This window comes from Saccharothrix luteola (assembly GCF_020859565.1).
Classification (GTDB): Bacteria; Actinomycetota; Actinomycetes; order Mycobacteriales; family Pseudonocardiaceae; genus Actinosynnema; species Actinosynnema luteola.
Map to the genome: position 1 here is coordinate 79,806 of NZ_JAJHUO010000031.1, position 13,743 is coordinate 93,548.

A 13,743-nucleotide genomic window follows, 5' to 3' on the forward strand; every position below is an offset into this window, starting at 1 on the left:
AGTGAGGCTTCCGGGGGTCGGTGAAGTCGCAATGCTCCCTGAGGTGGTCAGATGTCGTTACCGGTTGGTTCCCGGTCCGCGGTGGAGGTCCCGGAGCTCACCGCGCGGATGGCGCGAGCCAGTAATCCCGGTGGTACGACGGCGATGTGGGTACGTGACCGCCTCGACGGCCTGTGGAGGGACGAGGACTTCGCCGACTGCTACTCGCGTAACGGGCGCCCTGGCCTCTCCCCGGCCCAGTTGGCCACGGTGAGCGTGCTGCAGTTCCTGCTGGGCCTGTCCGATCGCGGCGCCGCCGAGGCCGTGCGCTGCCGCATCGACTTCAAGTACGCGCTCGGTCTGGAACTCGACGACCCCGGCTTCCACCACAGCGTGCTCGGCGACTTCCGCGACCGCCTGCTGCGGGCCGGCCGGGCGGACCACCTCCTCGATGTCGCCCTGGCCCGTCTGAAAGACGCCGGACTGGTCCGCGAGCGCACCACCCAGCGCACCGACTCCACCCACGTCCTGGCCGCCGTGCGCGACCTGACCCGCCTCGAATTGGTGACAGAGGCGGTGCGTGCGGCCCTGGAGGAACTCGCCCGCGTCGCCGATCATGCGCTGCACGGCCTGGTCGACGAACACTGGGGCCGCCGCTACGGCCGCCCCGTACGTTTGGGCAAGAACCCGACCCGGCCCAAGACCAGGATCAACGCCACCGGGGCGGACGCCCGCCACCTGCTCGAACACCTCAGCCGCAACCATCCCGGCCTGCTGGACATCTTCCAGGTCCAGGCTCTGCGGCAGGTGCTGGTTCAGCAGTACCACTGGGATGACATGGGCCGCCTGCGGTGGCGTGAGGATGAGGAGGGCAGCGGTCTGCCGCCGTCTGCGAATCGGATCGTCTCGCCTTACGACCCGACGGTGCGCTACGCGCGTCGTGGGCAGGTCACCCGCTGGCAGGGGTTCCTCGCGCACGTGACCGAGACCTGCTCCGGCGACAGCCCGAACGTGATCACCGACGTGGCCACCATGCCTGCCACCAGCTCCGACGCCGGGGTCCTGCCCGGCATCCACACCAGACTGCAACACCGCGGCCTGCGGCCGGACCGGCATCTGGTCGACGGCGGCTACACATCCCTGGTCCACTTGGAGCGGGCCGAACGCGAACACGGGATCACCGTCATCGGACCACTCCCGGGAAACCCCACCCACCAGCACCGGAAGGGCGAAGGTTTCGCCCGCGACGACTTCCGCATCGACTTTGACCGCCGCCAGGTCACCTGCCCACAAGGCCGGATCAGCAAGGGCTGGCACGGCCCCTACCCGACATCTTCGCCGACCGCGGCCCCGCTGATCGTGGCCCGCTTCACCAAGAGTCAGTGCCAACCCTGCCCGGTCCGAGCCCAGTGCACCACCTCCCGTGATTCCGCGCGCAGCGTGGGCTTCCCTCCGAAGGAGTTGCTCGAACTGCAGCTGCGCAACCGCGCCGAACGACAGGAACCGGCCTGGCACAAGCGCTACGCGGTGCGTTCCGGCATCGAGGGAACCATTTTCGACTTCACCCACGGTCATGGCATGCGCCGCTGCCGCTACCGAGGACAGCGCAAAACCCACCTACAGCATGTGCTCACCGCTATAGCGGTCAACATCGAACGCCTCAGCCGGCAACCTCCCGGCACAAGCGCGCCCGCACGACCACCGACGGCCTTCCAGGACTACCTCGATCAGCAGGACATCCCGCGCCTGCGTTCCTGGCGAGCCGTCAGCTGACACAGCAGCGACCAAGATCACCGACAGAGTCAAGCTTAGGGCGTGCGCGCCGTTTCGGCGGTGCGACGCTTCGCGGGTCGAAGGTAGCGCTCCAGTCCGTTGAGCTTCTGGTCGGCGATGAACGTCGACCTCTCGTTGATGATGACGTCTTCGGCGTGCCGGATGCAGCCCCATGCTGAGTCGCCCCACGGATCGGCGACCTTGACCTCGACGGGGTTGTCGCAGGGGCTCGACAAGCCGAGCTGGCACGTCCGGGGGTGCTCGGCGTCAAGGTGGTCGGCCGCGAGGTGGCGCAACTGGCCCGCCAGCTTCGCCGACGCGGTGGCGTGCGCTCCGGAAGCCTCGTCCAGGCCGCGTTCGGCGCGCACCGCCTGGATGGCGGCCAGGCGCAACTCCAGCTGGTCGGCGACGATCCCGGCAAGCGCGGTGAGCGTCGCGACCTGGGTGTCGGTGACCTCGCGGGGTTCGCGGTCGATCACGTTGACCGTGCCCAGCCGGTGCCCGTCGCCGGTGATGATCGGCGCGGCGGCGTAGAAGCGCAGGCCCAGCTCGCCGCGCACCAGCGGGTGGTCCAGGGTGCGGGGGTCGACCGCACCGTCGTTCACCACGTACGCCTCGTCCTGCAACACGGCCGAGGCGCACAGGCCGGGCTCGGTGCCGATCTGGGTGACGCCCGACAGACCGTGGCAGGCCGCGAACCACACGCGGTCGACGTCCACGATCGTCACGGTCGCGATCGGTGTACCGAAGACCTGCGCGGCCACGCGGGCGACGCTGTCGAAACTACCGTCGGCGGGCGCGTCCAGAATGTGGTAGCGATGGACCGCCGACAGACGCTCTGGATCGGTGTGGGTGGGCACACCGGCAACGGTAACCGAGGATCACCGCAGGTCCGGACCGCGAACAATCTTGTGACCGTGCTGCGTGCCACGTTTGGCCACCTGCAACAGCGGGTAAGCGGGTGGGCTTAACGCGTGTTGTCGGACGGCCGGGTGGCGTTTGTACGATGTGGCGATGTGCGATTCCCGCACGCACGACCGAGTTCGGCGCCTGGAGAAGACATGGACAACGACGTCTACAAGGTCGGTGAGGGTGACCACGCGGTCATCGCACTGCACGGCTGGTTCGGCTCGGCGACCGCGTGGCAGCCGATCACCCCCTACCTGGACGGCGCTGCGTTCAGCTACTTCTTCCCCGATTACCGCGGATACGGCGCGCGCATGGACGTGCCGGGGGAGTACTCGATCGCCGAGGCCGCCGCGGACGTCCTGACCTTCGCCGACGACCTGGGTCTTGAGGCGTTCTCGTTGATCGGCCACTCGATGGGCGGCAGCGTGATGCAGCGCGTGTTGGCGGACGCGCCCTCGCGGGTGCGCGCGCTGGTCGGGATCTCCCCGGTGCCGGCGAGCGGCGTCCCGTTCGACGAGCAGACCTGGGAGCTGTTCGCCGGCGCCGAGCGGGAGGCGGGCAACCGCCGCGCGATCATCGACTTCACCACCGGCAACCGGCTCAGCGGCACCTGGCTCGACGCGATGGTCCGGCACTCGTTGGAGACGGCCGACCCGGTCGCCTTCGGGGCGTACCTCCGGGCGTGGGCGCGAACCGACTTCCAAGCCCAAGTGGACGGCAACCCCGTGCCGGTCCGGGTCGTGGCCGGCGCGCACGACCCGGCGCTCGGCCCGGACACCATGCGTGCGACCTTCGGCAAGTGCTACCCGAACTGCGAGGTGGTGGTGTTCGAGCAGGCGGGCCACTACGCGGTCGACGAGACCCCGATCGCGCTCGTCTCGACGGTCGAGGAGTTCCTCTCCGAGCCAAGGGGGCGATGACCGCCGCCGAGCACAGCACCTTCCGGGTGATCTCGCACGGCAGCGGCACGATCATCCGGACATGTCGTGCGGCGAACTGTTCACCTGTGGTGCGGAGCCCGGTCTCACGGGCTTCACCCGGAGACCCGGTTCCGCGCCGGGTAGTCGGCGCAGCAGCGCGGCGAGCACAACGCGGTCGGCCCAGTCCAACCGTGGGTGGGGTTGGTCCGGGGCAGCACGGCGACCTCGTGCCGCAGTACCAGCAACTCCACGTCCTTGGCCGCGGAGGACCGGCCGAGCAGGACCAGCCAGTCACCGAGTCGGACGAAGATCAGGTACAGCAGTCGTAAGGCGGAACTGGGGTCAGATGAGCGGTGACGTGCCGGGGGACACGTCGTTGAACGCGCCCGCCGAGTCCAGTCGCACAATGGCCCGCGTGCACGAGTCGCAGGTGTTCGTCCCGAGGGAGGGTCGTCAGGGCGTGCCGCAGGCGGCGATGGCCTCGTCGATCACGGACCCGGGACGGCATCACCGAGGCTGTGCAGGGCCTGCTCGGCCGAGGCTTGGACAAGGCGGAGGTCCGACTGCCGGGCGAGGTCGACGGCGTGCCGGGCGTGGGTCCGGGACTGGTCGGGCGCGTGTTTGCGGGTGGCGGCGGACAGGCCGATGAGCGCCTGCACCCGGCCTCGCAGATAGCCCGCCAGGGCCGCTGTCTCGTGGGCTTGGCGGAAGTGCGAGAACGCTTCGGTGAACCGGTCCCGGCCCAGGTGGGCCGACCCGGTGACGGTCAGCGCGTCGACCTCCGCGGTCAGGTTGCCGCCGTCGCGGGCGGTGGCCGCGGCGCGGGTCGCGGTGTCGATGGCCTCCTCGTACCAACGGTTGGCGAGGGCGACCGTGGCGAGGCCGACGAGTGCGATCGCCTTGCGGGACCGGAAGGCCAGGTCCTCGGTCATGGTCAGCTGGCGCTCGAAGTGGCCGCGGGCCTCGTCGTGCTGCCCCAGCTGGACCGAGACGTGTCCCAACGTGCCGAGCGCGCCGACGACGCCCGCCGCGTAACCGGTGCCCGTGGCCAGCGCGAGCGCTTCGGACGCGTACTTCGCCGACTTGGGGAGCAGGCCGAGGTCGGCGCAGATCCCGCTGAGCACGATGAGCGTGCTCGACTGGCCGCGTCGCTCGTCGAACCGGCGTCGCAGCCGCAGCGACTCGGCGCAGTGCGCCTGTGCGTCCTGCAACCGGCCGAGCGCGTGCTCGGCGGCACCCAGCGCGTTCAACGCGAACGCCCGTTCCCGCGGCATCCTCAGCTCGCGGAACAGCAGCACCGCGGAGGTGAGGTGGGCGGTCGTGACGTCGAGCTTGCCGATGCCCCAGTTCGCCATGCCCACCGCCAGGTGCATGGCGGCCGTGGCCTTCCGGTCGCCCTCGTGCTCGGCGGACCGCAACGCGCTCTCGGCGACCGGCGTCCAGTCCATGCCGTGTGGCCGCACCTGCTGGTAGGTGCGCAACGCGTCCGCCAACGCCCAGTCCAGGACCGGGTCGTGGCCGGCAACGGCCGACACCGAGGCGATGATGTCGAACTGCTCGGCGGACAGCCAGGCGGACGCCTGGTGGTCGGAGGTGAACTCCACCGGTGGCGCGTCGGGCGGGTCCACCAGCCGGGGCGCCTCGGGGAAGATCCAACGGGCCGCGGCGTTCGTGCCGGCGCCGTAGAACCGGGCCAGTTCGAGCACCGCGTTCGTGCGGACCGATTCGGTGTCCTCCGCCGCGGCGTGTTCGGTGGCGAGCAGCCGCAACGTGTCGTGCAGCCCGAACCGGCCCGGCGCCCGCCGTTCCACGAGGTTCGCGTCCGCCAGGCCTTCGAGCAGTGCGGCGCAGTCCGCGCGCGGCTTGCCGAGCAACGCGCGCGCGGCGTCGGCGGTGACGTCCTGGCAAGGGCTCTGCCCGATCCGGCGGAACAGCTCCCGCGCGTCCGGGGCCAGTTTCCGGTAGGCCAAGCCGACTTGGGCGTCGAGCCCGCGTCGCTGCTCGCGCACGGTGGCGAGGTAGCCGTCGAGCGTGGGTGCGCCGGGCGTGGTGAGCTGTCCCACCGCGACGCGCAGCGCGAGCGGCACGTGCCCGCACAACTCGGCCAGTTCGGCCAGCCGGTCGGCATCCGCTCGCACCGCGCGGCCGAGCAGTTCCACCGACTCCTCCGGGCGCAGCGGGCCGAGGTGGATCCGCAACGCGCGGTGCCGGGTCTCCAACCGCTCCAGCGGCGCCCGGCTGGTGACGACCGCGACGCAGTCGCGCGACGCGGGCAGCAGCGGCACCACCTGGTCGACGTCCGCGGCGTCGTCGAGCACGAGGAACATCCGTCGAGACGACAGCAGGTGCTGGTACGTGGTCCGCAGCACGTCGGCGCTCCCGCTGATCCCGGACGCGATCGACGCGAGCAGGTGGGTGAGCGCCTGGTCGACGGTGAGCGGTTCGGCGTCGGAGCCGCGCAGGTCGACCGTGAGAACGTTGTCCGCCGCCCGGCCGCCCGCTTCCCGCACGAGCCGGTGTGCGAGCGCCGTCTTGCCCATGCCCGCGGGCCCGGAGATCACGACCAGCTTGTCGGGTGACCTGACGTGGGTGGCCAGCACGGCCAGGTGGCCGGTGCGGCCGACGAACTCCGGCCGGCCGGACCTGTGCTTCTTGGCCTTGACGGACTCGCGCCACGCCTCGTTCGCCGCCGCCGCGGCAGCCGCCAGGTCGGCGCCGGACCCTGCCACCTCGCGCAGGAACGCGGTGAAGTCGGGGTTGTCGTTGGGGACCCTGGGCAGGTGCTCGCCGGTCCGCCAGCTCTGGACGGTGGAGTAGCCGATCCGGTGCCGCTTGGCCGCGGCGGTGATCTCACCGGACGACAGCGACGACCGGTCCAGCAGGTCGTTGAACACCTGTGTGAAGCGCTCGCGTGCGCCTCTGTCCCCGTACACCGGCCACCCCCCACTTGCTCCCACGTTAGCGGCTGGTGATCCGTTCCAGCTCAGCTCCAGCTCAGCTCCAACCTATTGGCCCGCGGGCGGCGCCAGGCCCGAAGCTGGGCGAGCCCGCGTCGATGTGGGCGAGTCTTCAGGGGGAGCAGATGTCGAGCAAGAAGTCGATGGCGATCGTCGCCGTGGTGATCGCCTTCACGGCGATCGCGGTACCCGCGAGTGCGAGCACCGCGGCGCTCACACCGCAGTACAGCGCCCTGTTGGAGGAGCCGGAGGACCTGAGCTTCCACTACCGGTCGATGCCCGCGCTGCACCGCGTCACCTGGACCGAGGGCGGGCAGACCAGGCAGCGGTTCATCCGCAGCTACCAGGTCAGCGGTGACAACGGCAGCCTGCTGACGCAGATCCAGTACCACGTCGGTGACGGCGCGAGCCTCAACGTCACCGCGAACTGGCGGCAGGCGAAGGTCGCGGGCTCGGACCGGGAGCTGCGCGAGATCACCGGGTCGGCCAAGGTCAACAACGTCTTCCGGGAAACCGGCGGCGCCACCGTCGTGCTGGACGAGAGGGTCACCGACCTCGGGTTCACCAGGCGGGAGTCCGCCGACGGCGGCGTCACCTGGCAGTCGACACCGGCGACCGTCGACATGGCGGGCGGCACCATCGTCAGCCCGAACGCGCGGGCGTTCCAGGGCGTGATCCGGCTGCCCGGCGACGGGGCGCTGGTGATGCCGCTCTACGCGGCGCACCAGAAGGTCGAGGGCACGGAGAAGGACTACCGGTGGGCGTCGCACCTGCTGGTCAGCGAGAGGCCGCCGGCCGGGTCCACTGCGCAGGAGGGGTCGCAGTGGAAGCGGGTGGCCACACCGTTCAAGTCGGACCGCAACTCCTACACCGAGGCCACCGTGACCCGGTTGGCCGACGGCCGGCTGTTCATGATCGCGAGGTACGACTACACCAGCGGCGGTCTGCGCTACGCCAAGCTCGCTTCGCGGACGACCGACCTCCCGGTCGACACGGCCGCCGACCTGAGGGGCACCACGTGGGGCGCCTGGACGGACGTCGTCGTGCCGGGCGCCGCCGACTACCCGAACCCGGTGCAGGGCGTCGGGCCGGTGCTGCACACGATGGACCAGGGCGTGCTCATGCTCAACTTCGGCAGGCCGCGCAACAAGATCACGTTCAGCCACGATGGCGGGAAGACCTGGGCCACGTCCTTCAACGCCTATGACAACCTCCCGACCAACGGGTGCCCCTCCGAGTACCACATGCCGTGCTCGTCGTTCGGGTCCAGCGGCTACATGGGCGTGGCCGTGACCAGTCCGACGGCCGCGTACGTCATGGGGGACAACTGCCACACGAACTGGGGCTGCGACGAGCGGGAGGGTGTGGACGGCCCGATCCAGTACAGCTACCCGCAAGGCACCGAGAGCAAGCTCTGGATCAGGATCGTCGAGCTCGTTTGAGGACACCCGCGGGTGGGGGGGGGGGGGGCCGGGGGGCCGGGCCCCCCCCCCCCCACGTCACTGCCCCCGCACCGAACTCAGCCCCACGCGCCGCAGTCGACGCTGTTGCACGCCCGGATCGACACGCTGGTGACGCTGTCGAAGATGCCCCGGGCGTCGGGCCTGGTGATGATGCTCCGCACGACCCCGCCGTTCACGCGGATCTGTGCGAAGGTCTCGCCGGACACGGTGAGGCGGTAGTAGCCCGAGACGGTGCCGTCGCCGTTCGGCCCGTACGCCGAGCACAGCGACAGCCTGGCACCGCCGGGTGACGTCAGCGCACGGCAGTTCTCCGGGGGCGCGTTCCCGCCGGAGCCCGCCAACTGGACCAGCAACCACCCGTCCGCTCCAACGGATTGGTTCTGGTCGGCCGACGAGGCGGCTGTCGCGGAGCCGCCAACCAGCACCGAGCCCATGATGCCGAGACCGGCGACGAGCACTGCGATCTTCTTCCGTAGCAAGTTCTTCTCCCCTTTGGACTGTGCCGCGTTCCACGCCGCGGCCTCATCAGCTTGTCCGCAGGGAGCCCGGTGGGCCAGTAGTCCGGAGCCGTGCCGGAGGTGAGCTGGAGGTCAGTTGGAGGTCGCCGAGCCGCGGCGTCCCGGCACGGCGGACACCAGCGCGCGGGTGGCGGGGTGCGCGGGCGAGTCGAGGACCGCGCGCGTCGGGCCGTGCTCGACGATCCGGCCGCGGTCCATCACCAGCACGCGGTCGCTGATGTGCCGGACCACCGGCAGGTCGTGGCTGATGAACAGCATGCTCATGCCCGAAGTGGCCCGCAGGTCGGTGAAGAGGTTGACGATCTGCGCCCGCACCGAGACATCCAGCGCGGACACGGGTTCGTCCAGCACCAGCAGCGCCGGGTCCAGCGCCAGCGCCCGCGCGGTCGCGATGCGCTGGCGCTGGCCACCGGAGAACTCGTGCGGGTGGGCGTCGGCGTCACGGGCCCGCAGCCCGACCAGGTCCAGCAGCTCCGCCACCCGGGCACGTCCGCCATGCCGCCACCGACCGTGCGCGATCAGGGGCTCGGCGATGATCTCGGTGACGGTCAGCCGCGGGTTGAGCGACCCGTACGGGTCCTGGAACACGATCTGCACCCTGGAGCGGAACTCCCGCAGCCGGCGGCCCTTGGCGTGCGTGACGTCCTCGCCGTCGAGGTGCACGCTGCCGGCAGCCGGTTCGAGCAGGCGCGTCACGGCCCGCGCGGTGCCGGTCTTGCCGCAACCGGACCTGCCGACCAAGCTGAGGGTCTCGCCGTGGGCGACGTCGAACGACACGCCGTCCACCGCGCGGGTCCACCCGGTGCGCCACCCCGTCCGGACCGGGTAGCGTACCACGAGGTCCCGCACGGACAGCAGCGGCGTCACCGGTCACCCCGGTGGTGGCAGGCGGTGCGGTGGCCGGCGGCCACTTCGAGCAGCACGGGCCGTTCGGCCGCGCACCGGGCGTCCGCCTCGACGCACCGCGGGTGGAACGCGCACCCCGCCGGCGGGTGTCGCGGATCCGGGAGGCTGCCCGGGGTGGAGCGCAGCCGTTCGACCCGCTCCGCCCACACCGGCCTGCTGTCCAGCAACGTGCGCGTGTACGGGTGTTGCCGGTCGGTGAACAGCGCGCTCGCCGGACGCGCCTCGACGATGCGCCCCGCGTACATCACCACGACGTCGTCGGCCAGGTCCGCGACGACGCCCAGGTCGTGCGTGATCAGCAGGACGGCGCAACCCCGGTCGGCACGGGCGTCGGCGAGCACCCGCAGCACCTGCGCCTGCACGGTCGCGTCCAGCGCCGCCGTCGGCTCGTCCGCGATGACCAGGTCCGGGTCGTTGGCCAGCGCGATGGCGATCAGGGCGCGCTGCCGCATGCCGCCGGACCACTGGTGCGGGTACTGCTCGGCACGGCGCTGGGGATCCGTCACGCCCACCAGTTCCAGCAGCGCGAGCGTCCGGCTCCGGGCCTGCCGCCGGGTCGTTGCGCGGTCGTGCAGCCGCAGCGCCTCATCGACCTGGTCGCCGATCCGCAACACCGGGTTCAGCGCGGACGCGGGGTCCTGGAACACCACGCCGATCCGCCTGCCCCGGATGTCGCGCAGCCGTCGTTCCGCCGCGGCGGTCAGGTCCTCGCCGTCGAACAGGACCCGCCCGGTGATCCGCGCCGGCGCCGGCAGCAGCCGCGGCACGGCCAACGCCGCGACCGTCTTGCCCGACCCGCTCTCCCCGACGACGCACAGGACGCGGCCCCGATCGAGGTCGAAGGAGATGCCCGCGACGGCGTCCACCGCGCCGAACGACACCGTGAGGTGGCGGACCGACAACAAGCTCACCCGGCAGCCTCCGGGTCGAGGGCGTCACGCAACCCGTCGCCGACGAGCACGACCGACAGCCCGGTCAGCGAGATCGCCAGGCCCGGTGGCACCCACAGCCACGGCATGCCCGCCAGCTTGGCGAACGATCGCACCTCCAGCAGCAAAGTCCCCCAGCTCGCCTGTGGTGGCGTCACACCGAGACCGAGGAACGACAGGCTCGCCTCGGACAGGATCGAGACCGCGACCAGCGTGGTGCCGGCGACCCCGACCTGCGGCAGCACGTTGGGCAGCACGTGCCTGAGCAGGATCCGCCACGACCTGGTGCCCGAGGCGCGGGCCGCGTGGACGAACTCCAGTTCGCGGACCTTGAGCACCACGCTTCGGGCGATCCGGCAGCACTGGGGCCACGAGAGCAGCGCGATGAGCGTGATCAGCAGGCCGACGCTCGGACCGAGCACCCCCGCCAGCACGATGACCACGAGCACGCTGGGAACGGCCATGAACAGCTCGGTGACCCGGGTGACGGCCAGGTCGACCGGACCGCCCGCCCAGCCCGACAGGACGCCGAGCACGGTGCCGAGCAGCAGCGCGGAGGACGCGGCCGAGAACCCGACGAGCAGCGACACCCGGCCCCCGGAGAGCAGGCGGGCGAGCAGGTCACGGCCCGTGTCGTCGGTGCCGAGCCAGTGCGTGGCGGACGGTGGCTCGCGGACGCGGTCCAGGTCGATGGCGGTGGGCCCGTGCGGGAGGACCAGCGGGCCGATCAGCACGACGGCCACCACGGAGCCCAACAGCACCAGGCCGACCACCGCGCCGACGTTGCCCCGGAACCGCCTCCAGGCCGTCGCGCCCGTACCCCGTCGGACCGCCTCCCTCACCGGACCCGCACCCGCGGGTCGGCCAGCCGGTAGAGGAAGTCGCCCAGGAAGTTGCCCAGCAGCACGACCACGGTGACGACCACGCCGAACCCGATGATCACCGGGTAGTCGCGGTAGGTGATCGCGTCGACGGTCAGCTGCCCCACCCCGGGCCAGGAGAAGAGGATCTCGACCACCACGGTGCTGCCCAGCAGCTCCGGCACACCGACCACCAGCAGGGTGATCAGGGGCAGCAGGCTGTTGCGCAACGCGTGCACCCGCGCCCTGGTCGGCGACGCGCCCTTGGCCAACGCCGTTCGCACGTAGTCCGCGGCCAGTTCCTCCAGCAGGCCCGCCCGGACGAACCTGGTCAGCCGGGCGGTCTCGGCGAGGCCGAGCACGGCGGCGGGCATGACGAGGTGGCGCGCCAGGTCGACCGCGCCGCCGTCGCCGGTGCCGGTCGACGGCAGCCAGCGCAGCCCGAACGCGAACACGTGCATGGCGAGCATCCCCACGAAGAACGCGGGCACGCTCATGACCACCAGCGACGCCGTGCCGATCATGTGGTCGACCGCGGTGCCCTTGCGCGGCGCGGCGAGGAAACCGAGCACCAGCGCGAACACCGCACTGCCGACGACGACCACACCCACGAGGGCGACCGTCGGCCCGAGGCGAGCCAGGAGCAGGTCCGCCACCGGCGTGCCGTTGCGGAACGACGTGCCCAGGTCACCGCGCACCGCGCGACCCGCCCAGAGCAGGTACTGCTCGACCACCGACCGGTCGAGGCCGAGTTCGCGCTTGCGGGCGCGGACGTAGGCCTCGGAGTTGCCCAGCTCGTCGGGCGAGAGCATGGCGGTGACCGGATCTCCCGGCGCGGCGTGGATCAGGGCGAACAGGCCGATGCTCGCGGCCACCCAGCGTGAGCAGCATCGACCCGAGCCTGGTCGCCAGGTAGCCGACCATCGCCGATCAGGACACGTTCCACTGGGCGACGTCGAGCAGGCTGAGCGAGAGGTCGCCCCGCGGCACGAAGCCGCGGACGCGTTCGCCCACACCCACCAGGACGCGCGGGCGCGCCGTCCACAGGTAGGGCACCTCGGCGTTCTCGATCAGCGCGGCGGCCCGGTACGCCCCCGCCCGCTCCTCCCGCACGTCGGTCGCGGCGCCCTGCCGCATCAACGCGTCGAACCGCGGGTCGCAGAAGCCCGCGATGTTGCCGCCACGGGGGTAGCTCTGGTCGCAGGTCAGGATCGGGCCCGCGGTCGCCGGGTCGATCGAGTACGCGCCGCCGCCGAAGAGGAACAGATCCCACTCGCCGGTGCGCAGCGCGTCGGGTTTCGGGTCGGGCACCCGCTTGGTCCTGATCCCGACCTGCCGGAGGTTCTCGCCGAGGATGTCGAGCACGACGACGCGTTCGGCCTGCGCGGGGTCGTACGGGACCAGCAGTTCCCGGGAAGGGTCCCAGCCCGCCTCCGCGAGCAGCCGCCGTGCCTCGGCGGGGTCGTGGGGGTAGGCGTTCAAGCCGTCGGGGACGGCCCAGTCGGTCATGAACGCGCTGTTCCGGACGCTCCCGTGCCCGTCGAGCGCCGCCTTGAGCATCCCCGAGCGGTCCATGGCGTGGATCATCGCGCGGCGCACCCGGACGTCGGTCAGGTAGGGCTTGCGCAGGTTCACCGCGATCCGATTGAACCCCGGCGCGTCCGCCCGCTCCACCCGGACCCCCGGAAGCTCTTCGACGTACCGGGCGTCCAACGGGCTCAGCGGGGCGACGTCCACCTCGCCGGTGCCGAGCTGACCGGCCGCGACCTCGGGGGTGACGAAGGCGAGGTGCATCCGGTCGAAGGACACCGGGGTGCGGAAGTGCGGGTTGCGCCGCGCCACCAGCCGCTGGTCGGGCTCGAACTCCGCCAGGACGAAGGGGCCCATGCCCACGTCCTGGCGCAGCCACCACGGGTCGTGCGCGACGGCGGCCGGGTCGATCCGCTCCAAGACGTGCTTCGGCAGGATGAACAGGAGCATGCTCGCCCCGATGACGGCGAGGAAACCCGCGTCGGGCTCGGCGAGCACGACCACGACCCGGTCCGCGCCGACGGCGGTGACCCCGGCCAGCGCGTCCGCCGTGCCGCGCCGGAACTCCTGGTAACCCAGCACGCCCGACAACCGGGAGGCCTGTGGGCTGCGGACCACCGGGTCGGCGAACAGGTTGAACGTGAACACCACGTCCTGGGCCGTGAACGGCTCGCCGTCCGACCACCGCTGCCCCCGCCGCAGGGTGAACGTGTACGTCGTGCCGTCGTCCGACACGGCCCACGACTCGGCGAGCCGGGGGATGTACCCGCCGGACTGGTCGGCCACCAGCAAGGTGTCCTGAAGAAGGGTGAGCACGGTGGTGTCACCCGCCCGGTACGGCGCAAGGGGGCTGAGGTGGACCGGTTTGGCGGTGGCCGCGTAGGTGACCACCACACCAGGGGCCTGCGGTGGCGTGCACGCCGCGGCTGCCAGGACAGCGGCCCAGAGCAGCACTCGCACCCTCGACCTCCCTCGGGCCTTCCCCCGAACGGCGGATAT

At 71.5% G+C, this 13,743-nt stretch carries 12 protein-coding genes; 3 read left to right on the forward strand and 9 right to left on the reverse strand.

Translation table 11 applies throughout. The annotated features are described in order from the left end of the window. Positions 1 to 51: 51 nt before the first annotated feature. On the forward strand, positions 52 to 1,752 hold the full coding sequence (locus LNK82_RS36445) for an IS1182 family transposase (RefSeq protein ID WP_230571486.1): 1,701 nt from the start codon (positions 52 to 54) through the stop codon (positions 1,750 to 1,752). 35 nt (positions 1,753 to 1,787) lie between these two features. On the opposite strand, the gene LNK82_RS36450 is transcribed toward LNK82_RS36445, so the two are convergent. After that, complete coding sequence (locus tag LNK82_RS36450) at positions 1,788 to 2,612, reverse strand: GAF domain-containing protein (RefSeq protein WP_230571487.1); 825 nt, start codon at positions 2,610 to 2,612, stop codon at positions 1,788 to 1,790. Positions 2,613 to 2,813: 201 nt separating this feature from the next. Here LNK82_RS36450 and LNK82_RS36455 point away from each other — a divergent pair, with 201 nt between their 5' ends. Continuing rightward, positions 2,814 to 3,581, forward strand: a complete 768-nt coding sequence (locus LNK82_RS36455; RefSeq protein WP_230571488.1) for an alpha/beta fold hydrolase — start codon at positions 2,814 to 2,816, stop codon at positions 3,579 to 3,581. A 113-nt stretch (positions 3,582 to 3,694) separates the two neighbouring features. On the opposite strand, the gene LNK82_RS36460 is transcribed toward LNK82_RS36455, so the two are convergent. Together LNK82_RS36460 and LNK82_RS36465 are read right to left on the reverse strand one after the other, a co-directional pair. Beyond that, positions 3,695 to 3,832 (reverse strand): hypothetical protein, encoded by a 138-nt coding sequence (locus LNK82_RS36460; protein WP_230571489.1) that lies wholly within the window; start codon positions 3,830 to 3,832, stop codon positions 3,695 to 3,697. Between the two features lie 237 nt (positions 3,833 to 4,069). Continuing rightward, the gene (locus tag LNK82_RS36465; RefSeq protein WP_230571490.1) at positions 4,070 to 6,514 is read right to left on the reverse strand and encodes a tetratricopeptide repeat protein; all 2,445 of its coding nucleotides are present in this window, start codon (positions 6,512 to 6,514) and stop codon (positions 4,070 to 4,072) included. Between the two features lie 149 nt (positions 6,515 to 6,663). On the opposite strand from LNK82_RS36465, the gene LNK82_RS36470 reads away from it, so the two are divergent. Further along, the gene (locus LNK82_RS36470) at positions 6,664 to 7,980 is read left to right on the forward strand and encodes a sialidase/neuraminidase family protein (protein WP_230571491.1); all 1,317 of its coding nucleotides are present in this window, start codon (positions 6,664 to 6,666) and stop codon (positions 7,978 to 7,980) included. A gap of 77 nt (positions 7,981 to 8,057) precedes the next feature. Here LNK82_RS36470 and LNK82_RS36475 read toward each other — a convergent pair whose 3' ends face one another. From LNK82_RS36475 to LNK82_RS36500, 6 genes are all read right to left on the reverse strand, one after another. Continuing rightward, positions 8,058 to 8,480 carry a hypothetical protein gene (locus tag LNK82_RS36475; RefSeq protein ID WP_230571492.1) on the reverse strand — a complete coding sequence of 141 codons (423 nt, stop codon included), beginning with the start codon at positions 8,478 to 8,480 and terminating at the stop codon, positions 8,058 to 8,060. A 111-nt stretch (positions 8,481 to 8,591) separates the two neighbouring features. Further along, complete coding sequence (locus tag LNK82_RS36480; RefSeq protein ID WP_230571493.1) at positions 8,592 to 9,386, reverse strand: ATP-binding cassette domain-containing protein; 795 nt, start codon at positions 9,384 to 9,386, stop codon at positions 8,592 to 8,594. Further along, complete coding sequence (locus LNK82_RS36485; protein WP_230571494.1) at positions 9,383 to 10,336, reverse strand: ABC transporter ATP-binding protein; 954 nt, start codon at positions 10,334 to 10,336, stop codon at positions 9,383 to 9,385. The genes LNK82_RS36480 and LNK82_RS36485 overlap by 4 nt, the downstream gene beginning before the upstream one ends. Beyond that, the gene (locus LNK82_RS36490) at positions 10,333 to 11,196 is read right to left on the reverse strand and encodes an ABC transporter permease (RefSeq protein ID WP_230571495.1); all 864 of its coding nucleotides are present in this window, start codon (positions 11,194 to 11,196) and stop codon (positions 10,333 to 10,335) included. The genes LNK82_RS36485 and LNK82_RS36490 overlap by 4 nt, the downstream gene beginning before the upstream one ends. Further along, complete coding sequence (locus LNK82_RS36495; protein ID WP_230571496.1) at positions 11,193 to 12,089, reverse strand: ABC transporter permease; 897 nt, start codon at positions 12,087 to 12,089, stop codon at positions 11,193 to 11,195. The genes LNK82_RS36490 and LNK82_RS36495 overlap by 4 nt, the downstream gene beginning before the upstream one ends. Before the next feature lie 55 nt (positions 12,090 to 12,144). Continuing rightward, on the reverse strand, positions 12,145 to 13,704 hold the full coding sequence (locus tag LNK82_RS36500) for an ABC transporter substrate-binding protein (protein WP_230571497.1): 1,560 nt from the start codon (positions 13,702 to 13,704) through the stop codon (positions 12,145 to 12,147). Positions 13,705 to 13,743: the final 39 nt, after the last annotated feature.